Here is a 24,104-nt window from a genome sequence, read left to right on the forward strand (position 1 = left end):
ATGTTTACGTATTATTAGTTTGTTAAAATAGACAGAAATAGAAAGTTTCATTGTTTAAATCATAAATAGTACTAATTTTCTTTAAAATTACTTTCTATTTTTTGTTGTTAATGTGTACTCATTTAAGAAAAGGTTATATTTTAAGCTCAAAGTAGATTAAAAAAATTTGCGATAAAATTTGAACTAGCAAGTATGTTTTGAGTAAGGACTAAATGACTATATTGAGCCTACTATTTCGGTCATTAAATAAGTTAGTTTTCTATCTCACTATGGGACACTTAACGCCTTAGAGATTTACGATTTGTAAGTCGGACTTTGGGAGCTTCTATTTCAATAGTTTGTGAAAATTAAAGTCGAACATGTAAACGAGTCAGATAAAATCTACTGGTTTGAATGCAAACCTGTAGTTAAAGTTTGTTGAGCACGATACTTTGAATCATTATTTTACTTGAGAGTTTGATTAAATAAAATTATAAGTTAGTAGAGGAAATTTTTTTGTTCAATGATTTGTAATATAGCTTGTACAATTAATTGAACACAAAGAAGGCTTAGAATGAACCGAAATTTAAATTTAAATTTTTTATTTGATATTTTTTTTAACTGTTTCAATCCCAGCCATGTTCCTATTACACCACTGATAATCATAGCTACAATTAATGGTAGCCATTGCCAAAATGAAAAACCAATAAACCCAAAAACAATGGCTTTTAATAAATGCTGAAAGGTCATACAGCTAGAAAAGGTAGCGATAAATCGCATTTTCTCATAACCATGTACATGCATAAGGCTACCAACTAATGGTCCACTGGCTCCAACGAACATCGATATAAAAGTAGTAGTCAATCCTACGATAACTCGCCAAGTATTAGACGTTTCTCGGATCGTTGGCGTTGCACCCCAGAGCAGAAATATAACAAATAAGCCCACAGCTATTTTCATCAATTCAAGGGGTAATTCTACGACTAAAAATGTCGCGCCAATAGCACCAATAATTGCGCCTATGGCAAAAAAAGCTAACATCTGTGCGTCAATATAGCGAAATGTCATTAACATGCGATTAGCGTTAGACCCAAGCTGGACTAACCCGTGTAAGGGGATAACAACGGCCATCGGCAAAATAGACGCCATAACAACTAAAAGTAATAAGCCACCACCTGCGCCGAGAGCCGCAGTTAGAAATGAAGTAAACCCGGCCAAGCATATTAATAATAGGGTGGTGACGGGCTCTAACATACTGTTGGTAAATATTGACACTATTTAAACATCATATTGAGTTAAAATTCTTCTGTATCTATTTCTTGTTGAGTCACCAAAGGATATCTTTTACCATTGATTGCTTCAGGGACAAAAGCGTTATCTAATGTAGATAACTGTTCATGTGTAAGGTTAACATCGATAGCGCCTAAATTATCACGTAAATGTGTAGTTTGTGTTGTACCAGGAATAGGATGAATGTTGTCACCTTGGTGTAATAACCATGCTAAATTTACTTGTGCCAAAGAACAATTAGCTTGATTACTGATTTCACGAACTACATTTAATAGTGCTTTATTTTTCTCAAAGTGTGGATGTTGAAAGCGAGGCATGCCTTTGCGAATATCACCATCAACAAGTATAGAAGGATCAGTAACTTGTTCGGTTAAAAAACCCCGAGCAAGTGGTGAGAATGCGACAAATGAAGTTCCTAAAGCTTTACAAGCATCAAGCACAGCTATTTCAGCATTACGTGTCCATAAAGAATACTCGGTTTGTAGTGCTGCAATTTTATGCTCAGTGTGAGCCCGTTGTAATGTTTTAGCTGATACTTCAGATAAACCAATACTTTTAATTTTACCTTCTTCAACCATTCGTGATAGTTCACCAACACTTTCTTCGATAGGCACTTTTCTATCCCAGCGGTGAAGGTAATACAAGTCAAGCACATCAGTTTGCAAATTAGTTAATGACTGCTCAATAGTTGCTCTTAATGCCTTTGGGCGACCATCAATTACTCGTTTACCATCAACACCAGTCATACCACATTTACTGGCAAGAAATATTTTATCTCTTACAGGCTTAAGTGCTTTGCCTACTAAAACTTCATTCTTACCAAAACCATAAAGTGCTGCGGTGTCGAAATGTTCGACACCTAAATCAACGGCTTCAAGTAATAAACGAGAAGCATCTTCTTCTGTAGGAGGTTTACCATACGCATGACTAAGATTCATACAACCTAAACCAATGGGGTTAAGTGATATACCATTTATCGTGCGTTTATTCATGCTCAAACTCCTGAAAAATTGATTAAATCTTACTTTATTATTTTAGTCTTTAGCTATTTAATTGTTGTTCTAGTTCATGAAGAACTCTATAACAATCGAGTACTTTTCCTACACTAGAGTTAGGCTCACGGCCTTCTCTAATTGCAGCAAAAAATTCTCTATCTTGTAACTCAATACCGTTCATTGATACAGCAACATTAGATACGTCAATTTGTTCATCTTTACCGTCAAACAAATCATCATAACGCGCTAAATAAGTGCCATTGTCACAAATGTAACGGAAGAAAGTACCTAAAGGACCATCATTATTAAATGATAATGATAATGTACAAATAGCACCATTTTCTGCTTGAAGTTGAATCGACATGTCTAAAGCGATACCTAGCTCAGGGTGAATGGGTCCTTGAATCGCATTTGCTTTAACCACTTTACTACCTGCTTGATAAGCAAACAAATCAACAGTATGTGCCGCATGATGCCACAATAGGTGATCAGTCCAAGAACGCGCTTCACCTTTAGCATTAATATTCTTACGACGGAAAAAGTAAGTTTGCACGTCCATTTGTTGAATATTTAGTTCACCATTTTGAATACGTTTATTTACTAATTGGTGTGAAGGATTAAAACGACGCGTATGGCCAACCATACACGTTAATCCAGTTTCTTCTTGTGCTTTAACAACGGCTAAAGAATCTTCCCAGGTATCGGCTAATGGAATTTCAACTTGTACATGTTTACCCGCTTTCATACATTGAATTGATTGCGCGGCATGTTGTTGTGTTGGTGTACACAAAATTACCGCATCAGCCTCTATTTTTAGCGCTTCATCTAAATCAGTAAAAATTTGATCAATACTATATTCGGCAGCAACAGCTTTGGTTTTCTCGTAATCGCGACCTACCAAAGCAACAACGTCCACACCATCAATATTTTTAATGGCATCTAAATGCTTGATGCCAAATGCACCAGGACCTACAACGATAACTTTCATTTTATTCTCCAAATCTATTTATTTTCAAGGACCAAATGACCTACTGCAGTATTTGAAGCGGGTACATGATAAAAACGTTTTTTAAGATCAACGTTATCATTTAATGCACCACGCATAATCAACCACATAACCAATTCAATACCTTCAGAACCCGCTTCCTGTACATAATCAAGATGTGGAATTTTTGATAATTCTTCAGCATCGTCGACAATGCGATCTAAAAAGTTATTATCAAATTCTTTATTAATTAAACCAGCACGAGGACCTTGAAGTTGATGACTCATGCCACCGGTGCCCCAAATTTGAATATTTAAATCTTCGTCAAAACTTTCTACTGCTTTGGCAATAGCTTTACCTAATGCATAACAACGGCTACCTGACGGTGGTGGAAATAATACAACATTAACTGCAATAGGAATAACCTTACATGGCCAGTTTTCTGGTTGACCAAACATCAATGATAAAGGCACGGTTAAACCATGATCAACATCTAATGTATTTACTACGGTTAAGTCAAAATTATCTTGGATAACAGACTGTGCAATATGAGAAGCAAGTTTTGGATGACCTTGTACATTAGGCACAGGACGAGGACCCCAACCTTCATCAGCGGGTGTAAACTCTTCACCCGTTGCTATTGCAAAGGTAGGAACAAAGTTAAGATCAAAAGCCGATGCATGATCGTTATAGACTAATAACACAACATCAGGTTTTTTTTCAGCTATCCATTTTTTGGCAAAATCATAACCCTCAAATAACGGTTTCCAATAGTCAGTATCTGTTATGCCATTATCAATTGCGGCACCAATTGCCGGTACATGTGATGTGGCAACACCTGCAGAAATTTTAGCCATTTTACTTACCACCCTTTGAATCTTTTTTTACAGGTTGACGACCGCCGTTAAGCATCATTTGTGCGTACTCGTCTTGTGTCATACCTGTCATTGTTGACGCTGCTGCTTGAAAGCTAATACCGTCACTAGAAAATATTTTTGCTAGAAAGTAGATGTTGCCACCTAAACTCATCATATGATTATAATCTCGCGACATAACAGACTGCTTTTGCTCTTCTGTCATTGGCCATTCATCTAAATACGCTTTTTCGTCTTGTGCAAACCGTTCACGATTAGGTGCTTTCATTAAAGACATACAAAACTGGTTTAAGTGAAAACCAATGCTAGCCATCTCCGCATCAAATATTGTTGTACCCGGAACATCTTTATATGATTTATCTTGTGCCATTATCATTACCTTAACTATTAGGTTAAATTATGTGTTATTTTGACCAATATAGACGCATTGGGTTTGCGACTAATAATTTATGTTGTAGCTCTTTTGTTGGTGCAAACAGTGGGATCATATTCACTAATTTACCGTCGTCTGGTATATGGCTTTTCATATTAGGATGTGGCCAATCAGTTCCCCATAAAACACGGTCTGGAAAGCTCTCTACAACTTTGCGGGCAAAAGGAACAACATCTTGATATTCTTTAGATGGACCATCAACAGAAATACGTTCTGGACAACTTACTTTTGACCAAACATTTTTATTTTCAGCCATGAATTTTAAAAATAAGGCAAAGTCTTCACCGTCAACGGGCTTAGTGACGTCTGGGCGTCCCATATGATCTACAACTAATGTTGTTGGTAAGCTAGTAAAAAAGTCATAAAGCTCTGGTAAATCTTGGCTTTCAAAATATATAACAATATGCCAATCACGCGTGACAATTCTGTCTGCAATTCGTTTTAATGAATCAAAAGGCAATGCGTCAACTAAACGTTTAACAAAATTAAAACGAACACCTCGTACGCCGGCAGCATGTAACTTATCAAGCTCAGCGTCACTAATATCTTCTTTAATCGTGGCAACACCACGTGCTAAGCCACTAGAAGCCTCTAACGCATCAACCAAGGCACTGTTATCAGCACCATGACATGTCGCTTGAACTACCACATTACGGCTAAAACCTAAGTAATCACGTAAATCCCACAATTGCTGTTTAGATGCATCGCATGGGGTATATTTTCGCTCAGGTGCAAAACCAAATTGGTCACCAGGGCCAAATACATGGCAATGTGCGTCTACCGCACCTTCTGGCACTACAAAGCTCGGTTTTGTTGGTGATTGATGCCAATGCAACCAATTGGCATCCATTACAAACTTGCTCATAATCCCATACCTTTTAAAATTTTATCTAAACGTGGATAAACACGACGTGCATTACCAGAATAAATTTTTGTTCTATCTTCTGGGCTTAACCCTAAATTATCAACATAGCGTTTAGTGTCATCAAAATAGAAACCTGTTTCAGAATCGATACCGCGCACAGCACCAACCATTTCTGATCCAAATAAAATATTTTCTAATTCAATTACTTCAAATAATAAATCAATACCCGGTTGATGATAAACACAGGTATCAAAATAAACGTTTTTCATTAAATGTTCATTTAATGGCGGCTGTTTCATCATGTCAGCTAAACCACGGTAGCGTCCCCAGTGATAAGGAACCGCTCCACCGCCGTGAGGAATGATAAAACGTAAATCAGGAAAGTCTTTAAATAAGTTCCCTTCTAAAAGCTGCATAAATGCTGTTGTATCAGCATTCATATAATGCGCGCCAGTCGCATGAAAGTTTGGATTACATGATCCAGATACGTGGATCATGGCAGGTACATCTAATTCAACCATTTTTTCATAGAGCGGATACCAGCTAGGATCTGTTAATGGTTTTGATGTCCAATGTCCACCTGATGGATCTGGGTTTAAGTTACAACCAACAAAGCCTAAATCATTAACAGAACGTTCTAATTCTTCAATAGAGTTTTTAATTGGAACACCCGGAAACTGTGGTAATTGACACACGCCAATAAATGTTTCTGGGTATAATTCTACAACTCTAGCAATTAATTCGTTACAGGCTGAAGTCCATTGTTTTGAAACTGCTTCGTTACCTATATGATGTGCCATTGCAGAAGCTCTTGGCGAGAATATGGTCATATCCAAGCCTCGCTCTTTTAACAATCTCATTTGATTTTGTTCAATACTTTCGCGAATTTGGTCATCGCTAATATGTGGTAGTTCAGGTAGGGCTTTGCCTTCTTTAAACGCTTTTATTTGTGCCTCACGAAACAATTGTAACGGCTCTGGAGCTGTTGTGTAGTGGCCATGGCAATCTATAATCATTTACTTTTCCTCATCTAATTTGATTCGTTTACCTACCTCGATAAGTTACCTGTTTTAAGGGAAAGTCAAGGCAGTAAAGTGAGTGTCAATGTGTTATTAAGTGTATGAAATTTCTATCATTGCTTCGCCACGCATTAATAAACGCGTTGTGCGTAATAAAGCAGCTCTCTGAACTTTAAAGTGAGTAAAATTACTGCTATCACTAAGCTCCATTTCTACAGTAAATTGTCCTGTAGGGTGTTCTACCACGATCTCGGTACTGCCATCGGGAAAGTCTTGTTGAAGCAGGTCATGAGCAACAGTACCTTTAAGTACGCAAGCTGTCGCGACACTAACTGAACCTAATACCCCAATTGCTTCGTGTACACGATGAGGAATAAAAGTACGCGTATTAACTAAACCGCCACTTAACGGTTTAGAAACCAAGCTCATTTTAGGTACAGTTTTATTGCTAACATCACCGAGATTCATCAGTTGGCCCGCTTGGAGACGAATAGCTTCAACCTTGTCTTTAAGATTACTATTCGCTTCTAATTCTGCTGGTGACTCAGAACCGGTTAAACCAAAATCACTTGCTTGTATTAATACCACTGGCATACCGTTATCTATACAAGTTACGCTAACACCATTGATAATATTTTGGCTTTTTCCTGTTGGAAATAAAGCGCCGCAACTTGATCCTGCAATATCTAAAAAATCGATTAATACCGAAGCACTGGTACCAGGAACACCGTCTATTTTTGCATCACCGCTATAGTTAACTACACCATTAGGAGTTTGAACTCTGGCAATCGCATAAGATCCCGTATTGACCATATGAATACGCACATCAGTAAAATTTTCATTCGCTGGCACAAGTCCTTGCTCAATAGCAAAAGGACCTACACCTGCGAGAATGTTACCGCAATTTTGAACATCACTAACTTCAGCTTTATCTACTACTACCTGTAAAAACAAATAATCGACATCAGCATGTTCTGAGCGACTAACGATAGCAACCTTGCTGGTTAAAGGATGAGCCCCTCCTAAACCGTCGATCTGACGCATATCAGGCGATCCCATTGCCGCTAATAACAGTTGATTACGTTCTTTGATATCAGTGGGTAGATCGTCAGCAAGAAAATAGAGTCCTTTAGACGTTCCACCGCGCATAATTGAACAGGGGATAGGCTTTTGCATGCTAGGCTTCCTCGCCTTGCTTAACATAGCGCAGACCTTTATCGGCTAATCGCTGGCGCATATTATAAATATCTAATCCTAATTCACCACTTGCTAAACGAACGCGTTTATCTTCTTCATTTGCAACACGGCTTAGTACTTTTTCATGTACGCTATCAGCTTCTTCTTGCTGAACTACCACTACACCATCGTCATCAGCAACAATGATGTCGCCTGGGCGAATATAAGCCCCTGCACAAGTAATAGGTGTATTAACGTTAGCAATGGTTTCTTTTACTGTACCTTGTCCGAAAACAGCTTTAGACCAAACAGGAAACCCCATTTTAGTTAAGGTGGCTGTATCTCTAACACCGCCATCAATAATTAAGCCTTTAACGCCTCTAGCTTGCAATGATGTTGCTAATAAATCACCAAAATAACCGTCGATGCAGTCACTTGTAGGTTTTACTACCAAAATATCGCCTGGTTGACATTGTTCTACGGCAACATGGATCATCCAGTTATCGCCAGGTGAAACTTCACAAGTTACAGCAGGACCTGCAATAGAAGCAGGGCGGTAAATAGGACGCATGTAATGTGCTAACAACCCTTTTCTACCTTGTGCTTCGTGTACTGTAGCTGCTTCCGCACCTTGGTACTTTGCAACAGTTTCTGGATTCGGACGAGTAATATCAGTAATACAAACAGCCATTTTTCACCTCTAAATATGTTTTGATTAATGTAGTATGAGATAATTTAATTGATGAATATCCTTAGAAAACTGTCTTACCCCATAATTAATACCCCGCTTTCACGTAATGAAAAACAAGCCGAATCGAGACAACTTACTGCGGGGATTTTTATTTTAGCTATCGGAACAATGAGTTCCACGAGATAGTTATTATATTGAGCGTTTACTACACTTCGCTGGATTTTGAAGTGATTTACAGGGCTCTCGCGAAGACACCATCAGAGCTATGCCGACGAATAGTATTGCAGGTATAAGCGCCCAAGTATTAGGCATCATAAACAAGAACCCAGCTCCGGCAAACAATAATCTCGGAATAATACTTACCTTTGTTTTCCAGAAACCCTCGGCAGCGACACTTAATAGCAATACACCACTCACAGCCGTCATACAAGCCATAGCGATATCAAATATATCGCCTTCCAACAGTAGCCCTTGATCGTAAATGAAAATAAAGGGAACGATGAAAGCAGCAATTGAAAGCCTTACTGCGCCAGTCGCAATGCGCAACGGTGGGGCGTCAGCGATAGCCGATGCCGCAAAGGCAGCTACTGCTACAGGGGGCGTCATGGCCGATAACACAGCAAAATATAGAATAAACATATTGGTCTGAAGCATCGTAAAGTCCATCGCCAACAAGGTTGGACCAACTAGTATTGCCGCGAGGATATAAGCAGAGGGTGTAGGCATACCCATACCCATAATAATCGCCAATAACGCAGAAATAACGAGCGCCATGAATGCGCTATCACCGGCCAAAAGGAATACCAGATCAGCAAATTTACCTCCCAATCCAGTCATAGAAATTCCACCTATTACCAGTCCTGCGGCTGCGCAGGCAGCAACGACAGCGACCATGCGTAAGGTCGTTTCACCAAGTGCATTCCAGACTGATTTAAGACCCATGCGGTTCGTCGGGTTAACTTGCGATGCAAGAAGCACGACAGCCGTTGCACAAACGGCGACAAAGCTTGGAGAGTATCCCATTAGCAACGCGCCCGATAATACGGCTAGAGGAATTAAAAATTGCCAACCTTCTTTCAACGTCTTGGTTAACGACGGGATCTGATCTTCTGATAAGCCATTTATACCAAGTTTCTTAGAGCGCAGATGTACTTGTGTAAAAACACAGAGGTAATATAACAACGCAGGAACGATCCCGGCGATCGCGATATCACGATATTCGATACCGGTATATTCCGCCATAATAAAAGCGGCCGATCCCATCACGGGAGGGAGCAAGCTGCCACCAGTTGACGCAGCCACTTCTACACTACCAGACAGGGCCTTACTATAGCCGAGCCTTTGCATAATAGGGATAGTTACCGAACCCGTAGTCACGACATCGGAAGTGGGACTACCAGACATTGTTCCATAAAGCCCTGAGGAAATAACTGCTATTTTAGCGGGTCCACCCACACTCCGTCCAGTCAATGACGCGGCCAGATTGTAAAAAAAGTCAGCGCCCCCTGCCTTAGCAAGAAAGGTTCCAAATAACACAAAAAGGAAGGCGTAAGTCGCTGCAACGCGTAACGGAACCCCGAACACGCCATCCGTTGTAAACAACATAATATCGAGAAAGTGATTATAACTTATTTCTCTGAATCCGAGCGCTCCAGGCAGACTATCCCCCAGTAGGTTGTAGGAGACAAATACCAAAACGACACTGGTTAAACCGAAGCCAACTGTTCGCCGGGTTGCTTCCATGGTCAGTGCCAATAGTACGCTGGCAGCGACGAGGTCAGGCATTTCTAGAAAATTTAGCAAGGTAATTCTTTCCGCGATTCGCTCACTTTCGACTAAGAAATATATCCCCACGGCAAGACTTGCAACGACACAACACCAATCTAGTATGCTTGGTCCCTCTTTTTTACCCCTTGGACCAGCTGAAACAGTCAAAAATAGCAAGCTCATTAAAACCGATAGAAACACAGTCGTCATTATATAAAGATCGATATAAATAAATGTGGTAGTTATAATGACCGCAATTGCAACTAATGCTGCAAACCCATTAACGGCGATCCCCAAAGGTCCTTTTAGTACTCGCTTTGACCCTGTCGAAGTTAATATAGACAAAAATTCTTTCATAAATCACCTCATAACAATAATACTATTATTATTTTTTTATATAGCGTACAGATGTTCGACGGCATTGTGTTAAGGATTGAACAACCTTAATAATTTAATTATTAAATGAGTTATGTTCAATTCTATATCCAGCCACGCCCTACAGCGACGTCACAATGCCCTTACAGTGTTATAGTTTACCTACTTCTTTTAGGTAGCGTCTCGCTCCTTTATGGTAAGGCACTACTTTCATAGAAGCCATAATCTCAGGTGTCAACGCATTCATAGCACGGTGTACTCCTGCTATTTTTTTATAATTTTTGAACAGTGCCTTAGTCAGGTTATAAGCCACTTCACTATCCATATCCTGGCGCACGACTAATGCCGCTCCCAGTGCTACTCCAGGGATATCATTAGGTGCCCATTTGTAGGAGTCACCAGGAATAACAAAAGGTTCAGAGCCAGTCTGTTCGGAGACGGTTTTGATGGTTTTTTCTGACAGTGGTAATAGACTTACATCAATACTAGATGCCACTTGCATGATGCCGCGATGCCCAACGAAAACCCCATTCATAAACATATCAACCCTGCGATCTTTCATCAAGGTTGTCTGTTCACCAGAAGCGGCATAAATCACCCTGCCGCCCCAACTTTCGATGTTATCAATGCTAGCACCTATCGCTTCCAACATCTTTTCAGCAACTTGTGAAGTCACATTGCCACGTTTATTAATAGCAATAGTGATTGGAGCCTTGACCTTTGCAATATCCTCAAAACTGGATATTTTCCACTTTTCAGCAAATGACTTTGATATAACAGGCTGCATCGGCGCCCAGGTATATAGATAAGCTAATACTCTAAGATCCGTTATCGGTGCCGTAAACGGAGCGCTGCCGTTCTTGGCTATAAGCAACTCAGCATCATGAATTATCGCCATACTAGCACCATCCCGCTCAAGCAGGCCTATGTTAGCGAGTCCTCCTCCTGAGGTCTGGTAAGTAATTGTTGACTTGGGATTTTCAGCTTTTACAGCTTGGTTTACTCCTGCGCCAATCATCGCCCAAAGACCTCCTGGAGAGGCTCCAGCCAAGTCTAAATTGTATTCATTTGCAGAAGTAAAACTTGAGCTCAAACCACATGCGATTGATACGAGCATAAGACCTATTTTTTGTATTTTATTGTACTTCATTTCTATTACCTTATTATAATTGTTATAATGATTCATTAATAATGGTATAAACCACTGTTTAAAAACTCAAGTGCAGGCATTTATACCCGTAATCAATGAACTTGCAGCTATATTGTAAGTAATGCCTGTTGTATAGGAGTAGATGTTAGTTAAAATCTACTCCTATCACGTGATTAATTACAATAGGCGAATTAAAGTGTGTATTTCAACGTAATTTGGCCATAATTGGAGTCAACAGACTGTTCGTCCATCGAGAACTGACCAACTTCTGCCCCAACAGCTAACTTGCTTGTTAGGTTTTGAAATAAATTGATGCTCCACTGGCTACGCTCAGCCCCAGAAAGATCTGCCTCAACCTCACCATATAATAGGGTGCTGCGAAGAGTATCAGTCCAATAATGACGATAAGCAACTAAGTAAGATGTCATGTCTTCAACTTTGTCATTGTACAAACCTTTCGCGGCACCGCCACTAACGTAACGACCAAGCTCACCTTTGTGGAACTGAAACCTCAAGTCATCTTTACCAATTGTTTTTAATCGCCCGGCAATTGAAGCACCAAACGTCGTTTCGCTATTGCCAGTAAGGGTAGTTAAACTACGCCCTAAGCCCGAAATAGATACGTTGCCCCAGTCGCCTTTGAAGGTATATTTAGCAATAACATCAGGTATATCATCGTTGGTTGTATCACCACCCCAAGTTTCTGGATTTTCAATCGAAAATTGGAAGTTACCCATGGTGTAGCGTAACTGGCCTTGACGATTAAAGGCTATTCCTACCGTGGCGCCAGCATGGTCGGCAGTCTCTGGCAGAGCACTGGTATTCATGAGGGTAGTCCAGGTTTGACCCGCTAAGATATTTTGATACTTAATATAGGCATGGCGAAGACGAGGATTTGCCGAGTTTGAGATGATTTGGTTGCCACCGCCACCGAGAAAATCTAGTTCAATGTAACCCATGACATCGCCATGGACGTATTTGGTATTAAACCGCGTTTCATTTGCATTAATTCTAAATTGTGAATTACTTTTGGCTAATGCTGTCCCTGTACCAGTCCAAAAATCTTTGTAGGCTACATCGCCATCAACATACCGTGCATTGGCTTTGATATACCCTCCGAAAGTAATAGTATCTTGATCCGTTATCTTGATCTCATATCCCGCTAAGGCAGCATTGGTAAATGCGCATAGCGACGATATCAATAATAGCTTGCTAGTTGACTGTTTTAACATTCTCATTTCCTCATATTATTATATTTATATTTTACTGGCTCTGTTTCCGTTAATTACTGTTAAGTTGGTAACTATTTGGAAAAACATAGCATCTAAAGGTTGATAGACAGATTGTCAAAATAAACTCTGCCTACTGTAGAGCGATGAACTGTTTTCTGGTTGATCGCGAATAAACGTGCCAACAGTCAGTGTAAATTGTTCATCTTGCAAGCCAAAGGTATCCTTTAGACCTTTATAAAGATAATTAGTTATTCAACATAGCTATTCATTTTTCGCATAGGTAAGACAACTATTGTTCATCAATATCGATATAACCATCATTAGCACTAAGCATATTAAGAAATACAATCTGCGTAGCAGTAGGTTTCCAGCCACGTCTCACTGTAACTCCTATTGCTCGGGAAGGGTGATCTAGCTTATAAGGAATTAGCTTAAGTATATTCATATCTAACTCATGTTGAATTTGGTGTTTAGAAATCATTGTCAATCGGTCGCTGCCTAGCAGCAGACCACGTATGAGGATTAGAGAACCGGTTTCTATCAGCCTTTGTGGTGTACCAATACCCTTTTCATTAAATACTGATTCAAAAACAGTCCGAGTAGGCGTACCTATTTTAGGCATCACCCAAGGGTATTCTTTCAACTCTTCGATAGCGACATGATCTACTCGACACAGAGGGTGATTAGTACGCGCCACAACTTCAACAGGTGATGTGAATATCTCTTTCTGAATTACATCACCTGCTAGTACGGGAAAACGTAATGCGCCAATTAGCACATCGATATCACCCTGACGTAGGTAATTTAAGAGATCATCATAAGGACCGTCATTAACTTTAATTTTGAAATAGGGAAACTGATCGGAAAATTTAATGATTGCGTCGGGCAATATCGAGGTTCTAGCGAACGGCATGCTGCCAATGACTATCTGCCCTATTTCTTGGTCATCAATGGATTTGATCTCATCCTGACCTTGGGCTATTTCTGAAAATGCCAACTTACTCGCTTTAACCAAGACACTTGCTGCTTTACTTAGCATAATTCCGGTACTGGTTTTTTCAAATAGTACCACTTCTAGCAGGCTTTCTAACTCATGGGCCGCACGATGTAATGAGGACTGGGAAACATTCAAGTTTCGACTAGCAATACTGAAATTCTGCGCCTCAGACACCGCTATCAGCGCTCTTAATTGAGTTGTTGTAAGCATTTTTAATAGATAACTCGGTTGCGATCCTTTAGTGCCCCTGAACCTAATCGTATCTTTGAGACCCGAAAGCAAAATGTCTATTGCCCGCTGCAACCTTAAGGCGAAGACCTTACCTGACTTAGTAACAAACATGCCATCATTGCGCCTATCAAATAGGGATGTATTTAATATGACTTCCAATTTAGCAATGGCCTGAGTAATAGCAGGCTGTGAAAGGAATACCTTTTCCGAAGCTCTGCTAATACTTTTATATTTAACAACCTCAATAAAAACCCTAAGATGTCTTATATTAAATGTTTTAAGTAACATATTGGTATCTCCAAATTATTTAAAATACCTCAATAAAAACCCTAATGTGTCTTTGTGAGGCTGTGTTGTACTTAGGTGTTGGTAAACTATACTTAATATAGTGAAACCCAGCAACGGTAGGTGCAGCATGGCTTCTAAACAGTTTCAAAACATATTACATCACGTTAGCCACTTAAACTACTCTCAACTGAAAAAGCTTCGCCATCAAGTTGTGACGTGGTTTAATTGATCCGACCAACCCAGATAAGAGATAATATTCTTAACTGGAGAAAATGAAATGACACGTAAGAAAAAGTATTCAAAAGAATTTAAACTAGATGCTGTTAACTTAGTTCTTGAGCAAAATTATACTAAAGCAGCGGCAGCTAGAAGCCTTGAAGTTAATCCTAACTTTTTAGGTCGTTGGGTTAATGAATTTAAAGAAGATGATGGTCATGCTTTTAGAGGCAATGGCAAGCTGACACCAGAGCAGTTAGAGCTTCGCCAGCTTCGTGAAGAAGTTAAACGCTTGAAAATGGAGAAAGAAATCCTAAAAAAAGCGACGGTCTTCTTTGCCAAAGAAATGAAATAAAGTACTCATTTATTGCTTAGCATAAGAAGACCTGGCCAATTACTCTAATGTGTAAAGTGTTAGAAGTTAACAGTAGTAATTATTATAGCCATCAAAAGCGAAAAGCTAACAAAATTGATGACCCAGAGCATGATGATATTCTTGAATTGATACAAGATATCGCTAAATTTAGTGGTTACACTTATGGCGAAAGGCGCATTAAAGCCGCACTAGATGCTTTAAGTTTTCCAATGAGCCGGTATAAAGTGGCGAAGTTGATGAAAGAAGCTGGCGTTTGGGTTCGCAGTAAAAAGAAATATAAAGTAACAACCAACAGCGATCACAAGCAGCCAGTATTTGATAATTTACTCAAACGTGAATTTGATGTTGCAGAGCCCGACCTAGCTTATGTGGCAGATATCACTTACGTTTGGACACAAGAAGGCTGGCTGTATCTTGCAGTGGTTATTGATCTCTATTCAAGAAAGCTCGTTGGTTGGAGTATTGGCTCACGTATGAAGGCTCAGTTGGTTTGTGATGCGCTGACGATGGCTATTTGGCAGCGTAGACCAAGTGCAGGTTTGATTGTCCATACGGACCGAGGGTCTCAATATGCCAGTAAAGCCTATAGAGAGTTATTACTTGCCAATGGTATTAAAGGTAGCATGAGTCGTAAAGGTGATTGCTGGGATAACGCTGTAGTTGAAAGCTTCTTTGGTAGCTTGAAACAAGAACGAGTTCAGTGGAAAAACTACCAAACGAGATTTGAGGCACAACAAGATATATTAAATTACATTGTGATGTTTTATAACAGTCACCGCTTGCATTCTTATCTAGGTTACAAAAGCCCAAATGATTATGAAAGTGAAATGATGATATTGAAAAAAGCCGCTTAACTGGGTTGTCTGAATTGAGTTGACCACGTCAATAGGAACTGACTACATAGAGAATTATTTGAGTTGGTTTCGATTTATGGAAGATAACAAAGAATACTCAGATCAAACGTGGATAAGGGAGGCTTTATAAAAATGAATTTTCTTTTACCCACATTTAACTACAACACAGCCATAAGTATCCTCTATTTCTCGAAGGTACACTTAAGCGAGAGAGGGATTTCAGGCATTGGTTTCAGTGCAGCAACCACAATCGCAGTAATGTATGGACAGTTTTTAACTCCTCAAGGTGACTTTACATATGATATTGCTTATAGACTGATATTGGTAACAATTGCACTTATAGTCACATTAACATGTGCTTATCTTCTAAACTTACTTTTAAATAAGCTACATAATACAGAGATAAACTGATTTTATTGGTTAGGCATTATATTTTATTATAGGCTCCAGATACGTTTAGTATCCCTACCTAATTCGTTAGGGTCTATTGATGCTTGTTCATACAATAGTGTTCTTCAGCTCATTGAGTATTTACGATGCTAATTTAAGTAGGTTTTAACCAAAAAGAGAAAGTACGATGCATTACAGGCATAACTACATAGCTCATTAAAATTAAGGTTAATATTATAATTATAGCTAACCTTAATGTTGTTGGTAACCAAAGAATATAGGGAGATAATAGAAAGCTTAATAAATTTATTATTGGAAAAAGCGCTAAAAATGTAACTGAAATCATTTTATAGCGAGCAGGTGGTTTTTGTTTAGTGATGGAAGGTAAAGTAAACCAGATTGTGTTGTAATTTTCAGGGTTACCATCGCTATATTTTTTGCAATATCAAGTAACATTCTACGTATTTCTGAATTTTCCTATATTTTTAGATTATCATAATGGTTAAACCTCAATATCATAATATATTCTAATTTTATTCCGTCAGATGGGCAGATTATATTGCAGCCTAAATACCCCCTTAAACTTATTGGTTGCTTGGATAATGTCTGTTACCCAATGTTCAAATTCTTCAATGTAATTAGGTTTAACTATTCGCTTAATAATTATAGTGACAGATTTATCTTGTATATCATCAGTCTTGGTAGATAGCATGTTATTTTTTATCACTTTTTATATTTGTGGAATTAAGACGATTAGTTAACTCTCTTGTAGATGGTAATTTTTTATTCTGGTCTGCAGATTGGTTTTCTAAAGTTTGCAAGTTTTTACTGATTTCATTTAATGTTCTACGAGTTACTTCAATATCATCTTTGGAGATACCTACGAGTGATGCACTATTAAGATCGTATGCTAATGGTAGTAATTTATTTTGTAATTCCCTACCATCTTTGGTTAAATAAATATATATACTTTTTTTGTTATTCAATGCTTTTCTACGCTCAATGTAGCCTAGTTTAACCATCATTTTCAAAGCTGTATGGGTTGTTGGTTCTGATACTTTTGCTAATGTACTAATGTTTTTCTGGGTCAGTCCCTCCTTTTCCCATAGAATACGAAGAAAGGTCCAATGGCCAAATGAGACTGAGTGCTCCATTAATCCCATTTGTAAAATTCTGCTATACGAAAGCCATAAACTTTTAATAAGGCTAGCTGTACTATCACTTTGCAAAAAGGTTAGATTTTTATCTAGCTCTTTTGTTTTTTCTTTAGGAAATTCCATAATACACTAATGCTATTCAAATAATTATTGTTAAGGTATTGAGCACATAATCGAAATTATAAAGCATGCTTTATAATAATAACACTATCAATATCTTGATAGTGTTATTGCAGTGAGACGGTTCTCACTGCAATTATACCTTTCACAACCGGGGTTGCCTAATCTTTATATTGCATAACTCTCTAAAGTAGCAGGCCAAAAGAGTTCTTCTGGTTTGACTTTGCGGGCTGAAAGTCCTTGACGATGATGGTGTTCTAAAAATGTTTCAAGCACTTTAGTATTTTTCTTATAACCGTAAGACCAAAAATCATCAGTCATTAAACTCTTTGCAGCCTCTAGTTGTTCTTCAACAAAAGGAAGAGTGATCTTCGTCGCAGATGTATCAGATAATGCTTCTAATGCAAGTGCTTTCGATTTTTCAAATGCCTTCAATAGAGCCATTGGGAGCCATGGGTGCTTTTCTGCTAAAGATCGACGTACACCTACAACATGCATAATAGGAAAAATTGAGGTTTTTTCGTAGTAGGCTTGAGCTGCAGATCTTGAATCTTCGAAAAGGCGGGTAACATTTGGATGATTGTTATCAAAGCAAGAAAGAGTTCTGGGACCCATGTATGCATCAATTTCACCATCAGCTAGTAGTTGACTAAGAGTCTTTCCTGCAGGTGCTGGTTCCATATGTACATCTTCAGGCAGATTAAGTTTTACTTTTTCTGGTCTGTCAGCAACTTCCATTCCTCCTCTGACCCAAGTGCAATCAGACGGTTTTACGCCGTATTCATCTTCCAATAATGCACGAGCCCAAACATTAGCCGTTAATTGATACTCAGCAAGCCCAATTCGTTTTCCTTTTAAATCAGCAGGTGATTTGATACCTTTGTCATTTCTAATGTAAATAGAGCTATGGCGAAATGCGCGAGACAGAAAAGCTGGGATTGCGATATACTCTGAATTTCCTTGACTTACTCCTACGGTATAACTGCTAAAAGATAATTCACAAACATCGAACTCTTTATTTCTAAAAGCTCTAAAAAATATCTCTTCGGGTGACAACTTCATAAATACAGGATCTGTTCCATCAATTTGAACAGCTCCATCGATTAATGGGCGATTTCTATCATAATCACCGATAGCAAAAGAAAGTGATAAGTTACTCATTTTTTTCTCCAAAATTGTAGTGGTTGTAAATTAATATGATAATTCTATCCGCTTCTTGTCTTTAGAAGACTGATGGATAGCTTCACATATTGATATGGTATTTAATGCCCTTTCTGCTGAATGTATCGGGGATTTACCGTAATGGACAAGCTGATAAAGCTCATCAATAACAGTAGACCTCGGTACTTCTAGTTGAGGCAATGAAATAAATTCATGCTTGTCGTCGGCATAAATATGAATGCCTGTGGCTGTTGGTCGTAAATCAGCTTTTTGGCAACTGATAATTATTCGTCCAAAATGCTCATTATAGGTGGCTTGGGGAAGCGTATAACCTTTCTGATAGCCTTTATTAGATTTTTCAATTCGTTCTATATCTTCATTTTTATGCTGCAAATTTTTTCTTGCAACGCCATATGTATCTGGATTCTTTGGCACCCCTAACTCACTAATCCATGCCATATCTTGATCACCATCGTAATGTCCATACCCACTGTATGTCATATTAGCAAAGCAATTATTTTCGAATTCAACAATCGCACTATAAGCTCCATCGCAAGGGCGATTTGGATCGAAGTTTCCAACACATGCTGAAACACTTAACGCTTTTGCGTCGATTAATGCTAAAAGGATGTCAGCATGATGTGCGCCTTGATTAAATATGACACCTCCACCTAAAGTTGTATCCAATTCCTCTGGGCGACGTGGACGATAAACAAAATCAGTATAATATTGGGCATTTATCATACCAATAGGACCATATTTGCCACTTCTTAAAATTTTAGCTGTTTCAATGATAGGTAAATCATAGCTATGACTTGGTCCAACAATTACAGAGCCTTTACTTTTTAAAACAGCATCGGCGATAGTTTTCGCTTCCACAGCATTAATGGTTATTGGTTTTTCTACTAAAACATGCTTATCTGCAGATAATATTTTAATTACCTGATCACAATGCATTTCGTGTGGTGTTGCTACATAAATCGCGTCAATATTTTCATCAGCACAAAGTGCATCAATGCTCCCTATTGTTGATTCAGGAAATTGCTCTAAAAAATCGGCTAATTGTTGATTATTTCTTTCTGCCGCACCAACCAAATGAATTCGTTCATCTTTCAAGAAAGTAGGCAACATGAGCATAAATGCACGCCCTAAACCAACGATGCCTAATTTGATTGGCTTCGAATCTATATTATTATGTTTCAATGTCATCATCCTTTTACTAAATTAATCATATTGAAAAGTTATATGTCCAATAGAATTTCATCGCCGGTAGACCTTGATACACAAGCCAATAGTGAGTTTTTCCTTTCATCATCATCTAAAGCTAAATCTCGGTGATCTACAACACCGCTTAAATGTGTCACTTTACAAGAACCACAAGTACCACTCTCACATGAGCTATTTATCTTGTAACCCTTATTACGTAAGGCATGGATCATTGTTTCTTTCTCGCTAACAGTAATTACCTCTCCTGTAGATTTCACTCGAACTGTAAATGCTTTATCATCCGCACGAATAGCCTCAACAGGAGTAAAATCTTCAAAATGAATTAACCTTGTTGGCCAATGTCCTGTCATATCCTTAATTTCAGCGATTAAAGATTTTGGACCACAACAGTAGATATGCTTTTCTGACGGCGTCATTAAAAGATCCCAGAAATCATAACGACCATCTTTAGAATAATGAATACTCACATTATCATTACCCATAAGATTATTCAAAAATACTGTATCATATTCTGATTTAGTCAGATATATAAGTTTAAATTTTTCATGCTTTGTTTTCACTAAATGCTCAAACATTGAAAAGATAGGTGTAATACCAATGCCACCCGCAATTAATAGGTGCTCATCACCCTCCACAAAAGAAAACTCATTTTCTGGCTCAGATATATACAACTCATCACCTTCTTTTGTATTATCAGCCATACTAATAGAACCACCACGCCCTTCAGGTTCGCGCTTTATCACAAGGCAATAACTCTTGCCATCGTTAGACGTTGAAGCAATAGAATAGTGTCTATTGTCCTTTGATGGGGTTTCAACCGCAATGTAATCCCCAGGGTTTGCCTGGGGTAACACTGATGCATCTACGGAGGTTAGTTCGAAAAAAAACAACTGATTAGCAACCTCTCTTTTTGTGGTTATTTTTACTTTTATTTTATTTGTTTTCATGATTTTTTGTTAGCTCCCATAGATTTAAAACAAGCATCAGATAAATATCTATTATGTGAAATTTAATTGTTATCAAAGTTAAATTAAATTTAATATTGTTAGATATCTAATTATTTGTTAATGTATATCAAATAATTTGATCTGTGTCAAAGTTTTGCATTATGATTTATGTCAAATTACACCTTCAATAATAGAGGAAATACTATGATTACAAGTGCTGAGAATGATCTAATGTGTCGTGTAGAAGGCGATGCTCCTATGGGTAGTGTTATGCGTCATTATTGGATGGTGGCCTGTCTTAGTGAAGAAATTAAGGAGTCAGGAGGGAAACCACTTAGAGTTGGTTTAATTGGTAAGAAGTATGTTGCCTTTAGAAATACAGCTGGAGAAGCTGGCTTTCTTGATGAAAAATGCTCACATAGAGGAGCTTCACTTGCTTTAGGGCGAAATGAAGAGTGTGGTTTGACATGTTTATACCATGGCTGGCGGACTAATGTTAAAGGCGAAATTATTGATATGCCGTCAGAACCTGAAGAAAGTGGCTTTAGAAAAAAAATCAAGCATAATGCCTATGCAGTGAAAGAATGGGCTGGTGTGATTTGGGTTTATCTTGGTGATCAAACAGAAGTTCCTGAATTTGTTCCGCCAGCTTGGGCTCCAACAGCTGATACTAAAGTAAGTATTGCTAAAATTAGGATTCCTTGTAATTGGGCACAAGTTACAGAAGGTGCTCTTGATAGCGCACATAGCTCAAGCTTGCATTCTAGTGATATGGTACCTTCTCGTGTACTTGAAGCTGAAGCTGATGAATCTAGCTGGTATAGACCATCAACAGACAAAAACCCTAAATTTCGTGTAGAAAAAACAAACTACGGTTATCATTATGCTGCGATAAGACGTCCAATAAAAAATGCAAGCACACATGATTACATTAGAACTTCTGTGTTTGTAGCACCTATGTCTGTTTTGATTCCGCCAAATAAGTCATATAATGTTGCAAACGTTAATGTGCCAATTGATGATGACAATACAATGTTTCATTTTATCGGATGGGGTGAAAATTGCCCTGATCAAGATGCTTGGTGTAAATTCTTAAGTGCCGAACAAGGTATAGATGTAGATGAAAAATGGATATCTAAGCGAAATATAGATAATGATTTTCTTCAAGATAGAGAATTGATGGCAGAGGGAAATTATACTGGAATACCTGGAATTCCGAATCAAGACATTGCAATGTGGATTACTATGGGGTCTGTAGCAGACCGCACTGAAGATACGTTAGGGGCTAGTGATATATCAATTGTTGAATTTAGACGTTGTGTATTAGAGCAGGTTAATCTAATGAAATCAGATCCAAAAGAATTTTCTCAACAAATATATCGAAAAGGAGTTGAGACAATTTTACCTTCTTGGCAAGGCGTAGTACCTAAAGGTACTGATTGGACTAGTCTAGAAGGGCGATCTAAAGTGAAAATGACTTAGCGCTGTTTATAAACTTTGTTGTAGCATTTCTGTGATGTTTACGGTATTACATAGTTTTGCTACTCCTAACTAAATAACACAATGAAATAGCCACTGTTAGTGACAAACTCGGCTTAAGGGACAAGCCTTGGTCAAGCTCACTTATTAATATGATCAAATAACCGAAATAATCAATTATGAAATCTAAAATAGAAGAACAAAATCTTATCTCCGATATTTTTTTGTGTGTTGCAAGAGCACTTGCAGAAGATATTAACGATGGAGATATTACGGCTCTGTTAATCCCTGAAGACAAAATCGCTGAGGCAGAAGTTATATCAAGAGATGCCGCTGTCGTTTGTGGTAAATTATGGGTTGAAGAGACATTCAAGCAATTAGACCCTAATTGTGAAATCAACTGGTATGCTAATGATGGCGACGATATACTTCCGGGAGATAAGCTATTTCAAATTAAAGGACTTGCACGAGCAATATTGACAGGTGAGCGTACCGCATTGAATTTTTTGCAGACATTATCGGGTACTGCTACTGTATCCAGAGAGTATTCAATGTTGGCTATAAACAAAGGTTTAACAATATTAGATACTAGAAAAACAATTCCTGGTCTTCGATTAGCTCAAAAATATGCAGTTAAAGTTGGCGGATGTTCAAACCATAGAATTGGCTTGTATGATGCTTTTCTGATCAAAGAAAACCATATTTTGGCCTGTGGTTCAATTGAGGAAGCTGTGACTAAGGCTAGAGAGATTGCTCCTGAAAAAACTATTGAAGTTGAAGCTGAAAATTTACTTGAGTTAACACAAGCATTAGCCGCGAAGGTAGATATAATTATGTTAGATAACTTCTCAGATGAGGATCTATCTGCTTTAAGCAATATCGATTTAATGGGAACTAAAATAGAAGCTTCAGGGAATTTAAATCAATCAAGTATTGCTAAATATATTAATTCAAATATAGATTATGTTTCATCAGGCAGTATTACAAAAAACCTCAAAGCAATCGATTTGTCAATGAGATTTATTAAAGTATGAATCCATGCTCAACATAGGGAGATGGCTGAATTTCACGCAACTAGCATCTAATAAATCACTTAGTCTATTATGTTATTAGAAAGATAAGAGATTATATTTCAACTACCTAACTATGACTTAAACACATTTATGAGATGCTCACATTACCTAAGTAAAGTTATTTTTAGGGTATATGTTCTATCACGTAAAGTTACTTAAAGCGCAATTTAACCGACAGACTATGCTTTATTTATTTTCGAAAATACAAAAGTAGTTACCTTAAAATATAATTTATATATGGAACACCTCTATGACAACTAAGACCCCTTATCAATTATTAGGCAAAGAGATTATTTATCTGATTGCCTGTACTTTTTATGATGTGATGGATGAATTGCCACAAGCTGAAAAAATCAGGAAAATGCACTCTGCTCATAAAGGAAATATAAAGCAAAAATTATATGAATATTTAGTCGGTTGGTTAGGTGGCCCCTCTATATACCAAGATAATACAGGAGCGGTCTGCTTAACAGAACCTCATAAAAATTACAGCATTGGTGAAATAGAGAGGGATGCGTGGTTAACTTGCTGGTATGAAGCTTTAGAGCGTGTTGATATAAGTGAAGAAGTGAAATTAATGTTAAAGGAACCTGTTTTTCATTTAGCAAATTCTATTTGTAATAAATAGAAACATTAAACTTTTCGGCTAATCAGAATTTATTAATTACACAAGAAGAATTTGTGGTGGCATAGTTAATTTTACCACCTGTTGTGGCTAAATAAAATTAGCTATTAATTTCTAAGACTGATCTAGTC

General features: G+C 38.0%; 20 protein-coding genes and 1 pseudogene. 4 read left to right on the plus strand and 17 right to left on the minus strand.

Going from position 1 to position 24,104, the window contains the following annotated elements:
- Positions 1–477: 477 nt before the first annotated feature.
- From H4J50_RS13175 to H4J50_RS13235, 13 genes are all read right to left on the minus strand, one after another.
- Entirely contained in the window at positions 478–1,254 is a 777-nt protein-coding gene (locus tag H4J50_RS13175; RefSeq protein ID WP_310733270.1) for a TSUP family transporter, read from the minus strand.
- A 20-nt stretch (positions 1,255–1,274) separates the two neighbouring features.
- On the minus strand, positions 1,275–2,261 hold the full coding sequence (locus H4J50_RS13180; protein ID WP_182256959.1) for an aldo/keto reductase: 987 nt from the start codon (positions 2,259–2,261) through the stop codon (positions 1,275–1,277).
- Between the two features lie 49 nt (positions 2,262–2,310).
- On the minus strand, positions 2,311–3,252 hold the full coding sequence (locus H4J50_RS13185; RefSeq protein ID WP_182256960.1) for a Gfo/Idh/MocA family oxidoreductase: 942 nt from the start codon (positions 3,250–3,252) through the stop codon (positions 2,311–2,313).
- 14 nt (positions 3,253–3,266) lie between these two features.
- The gene (locus tag H4J50_RS13190; protein WP_182256961.1) at positions 3,267–4,106 is read right to left on the minus strand and encodes a class III extradiol dioxygenase subunit beta; all 840 of its coding nucleotides are present in this window, start codon (positions 4,104–4,106) and stop codon (positions 3,267–3,269) included.
- 1 nt (position 4,107) lies between these two features.
- Positions 4,108–4,494 (minus strand): protocatechuate 4,5-dioxygenase subunit alpha, encoded by a 387-nt coding sequence (gene ligA, locus H4J50_RS13195; protein WP_182256962.1) that lies wholly within the window; start codon positions 4,492–4,494, stop codon positions 4,108–4,110.
- A 34-nt stretch (positions 4,495–4,528) separates the two neighbouring features.
- Entirely contained in the window at positions 4,529–5,422 is an 894-nt protein-coding gene (locus H4J50_RS13200) for an amidohydrolase family protein (protein ID WP_182256963.1), read from the minus strand.
- Positions 5,419–6,438: an amidohydrolase family protein gene (locus tag H4J50_RS13205; RefSeq protein ID WP_182256964.1), complete on the minus strand. Its 1,020-nt coding sequence runs from the start codon at positions 6,436–6,438 to the stop codon at positions 5,419–5,421. Before H4J50_RS13205 ends, H4J50_RS13200 begins: the two co-directional genes overlap by 4 nt.
- 96 nt (positions 6,439–6,534) lie before the next feature.
- Positions 6,535–7,617: a 4-oxalomesaconate tautomerase gene (locus tag H4J50_RS13210; RefSeq protein WP_182256965.1), complete on the minus strand. Its 1,083-nt coding sequence runs from the start codon at positions 7,615–7,617 to the stop codon at positions 6,535–6,537.
- 1 nt (position 7,618) lies between these two features.
- Complete coding sequence (locus tag H4J50_RS13215; protein WP_182256966.1) at positions 7,619–8,308, minus strand: 4-carboxy-4-hydroxy-2-oxoadipate aldolase/oxaloacetate decarboxylase; 690 nt, start codon at positions 8,306–8,308, stop codon at positions 7,619–7,621.
- A 189-nt stretch (positions 8,309–8,497) separates the two neighbouring features.
- The gene (locus H4J50_RS13220; RefSeq protein WP_182256967.1) at positions 8,498–10,432 is read right to left on the minus strand and encodes a TRAP transporter fused permease subunit; all 1,935 of its coding nucleotides are present in this window, start codon (positions 10,430–10,432) and stop codon (positions 8,498–8,500) included.
- Between the two features lie 169 nt (positions 10,433–10,601).
- Positions 10,602–11,600 (minus strand): TAXI family TRAP transporter solute-binding subunit, encoded by a 999-nt coding sequence (locus H4J50_RS13225; RefSeq protein WP_220466215.1) that lies wholly within the window; start codon positions 11,598–11,600, stop codon positions 10,602–10,604.
- 191 nt (positions 11,601–11,791) lie between these two features.
- Positions 11,792–12,832, minus strand: a complete 1,041-nt coding sequence (locus H4J50_RS13230) for a DcaP family trimeric outer membrane transporter (RefSeq protein WP_182256968.1) — start codon at positions 12,830–12,832, stop codon at positions 11,792–11,794.
- Between the two features lie 289 nt (positions 12,833–13,121).
- On the minus strand, positions 13,122–14,348 hold the full coding sequence (locus H4J50_RS13235) for a LysR family transcriptional regulator (protein ID WP_182256969.1): 1,227 nt from the start codon (positions 14,346–14,348) through the stop codon (positions 13,122–13,124).
- Positions 14,349–14,625: 277 nt separating this feature from the next.
- Between H4J50_RS13235 and H4J50_RS13240 the strand changes: the two are divergent.
- Positions 14,626–15,794: pseudogene (locus H4J50_RS13240) on the plus strand (IS3 family transposase).
- A gap of 1,103 nt (positions 15,795–16,897) precedes the next feature.
- On the opposite strand, the gene H4J50_RS13245 reads toward H4J50_RS13240, so the two are convergent.
- From H4J50_RS13245 to H4J50_RS13260, 4 genes are all read right to left on the minus strand, one after another.
- Positions 16,898–17,464 (minus strand): MarR family winged helix-turn-helix transcriptional regulator, encoded by a 567-nt coding sequence (locus H4J50_RS13245; protein WP_182256970.1) that lies wholly within the window; start codon positions 17,462–17,464, stop codon positions 16,898–16,900.
- A 165-nt stretch (positions 17,465–17,629) separates the two neighbouring features.
- The gene (locus tag H4J50_RS13250; protein WP_220466217.1) at positions 17,630–18,523 is read right to left on the minus strand and encodes an ABC transporter substrate-binding protein; all 894 of its coding nucleotides are present in this window, start codon (positions 18,521–18,523) and stop codon (positions 17,630–17,632) included.
- 129 nt (positions 18,524–18,652) lie between these two features.
- Positions 18,653–19,834: a Gfo/Idh/MocA family protein gene (locus H4J50_RS13255; protein ID WP_182256972.1), complete on the minus strand. Its 1,182-nt coding sequence runs from the start codon at positions 19,832–19,834 to the stop codon at positions 18,653–18,655.
- Positions 19,835–19,863: 29 nt separating this feature from the next.
- The gene (locus H4J50_RS13260) at positions 19,864–20,796 is read right to left on the minus strand and encodes a PDR/VanB family oxidoreductase (protein WP_182256973.1); all 933 of its coding nucleotides are present in this window, start codon (positions 20,794–20,796) and stop codon (positions 19,864–19,866) included.
- 204 nt (positions 20,797–21,000) lie between these two features.
- Here H4J50_RS13260 and H4J50_RS13265 point away from each other — a divergent pair, with 204 nt between their 5' ends.
- From H4J50_RS13265 to H4J50_RS13275, 3 genes are all read left to right on the plus strand, one after another.
- Positions 21,001–22,278 carry a Rieske 2Fe-2S domain-containing protein gene (locus H4J50_RS13265; RefSeq protein WP_182256974.1) on the plus strand — a complete coding sequence of 426 codons (1,278 nt, stop codon included), beginning with the start codon at positions 21,001–21,003 and terminating at the stop codon, positions 22,276–22,278.
- 176 nt (positions 22,279–22,454) lie between these two features.
- Complete coding sequence (gene nadC / locus H4J50_RS13270; protein WP_182256975.1) at positions 22,455–23,309, plus strand: carboxylating nicotinate-nucleotide diphosphorylase; 855 nt, start codon at positions 22,455–22,457, stop codon at positions 23,307–23,309.
- A 289-nt stretch (positions 23,310–23,598) separates the two neighbouring features.
- Positions 23,599–23,976 (plus strand): group II truncated hemoglobin, encoded by a 378-nt coding sequence (locus tag H4J50_RS13275; RefSeq protein ID WP_182256976.1) that lies wholly within the window; start codon positions 23,599–23,601, stop codon positions 23,974–23,976.
- Positions 23,977–24,104: the final 128 nt, after the last annotated feature.

The sequence above is a fragment of the Colwellia sp. 6M3 genome, assembly GCF_014077595.1.
Lineage (GTDB): Bacteria > Pseudomonadota > Gammaproteobacteria > Enterobacterales > Alteromonadaceae > Cognaticolwellia.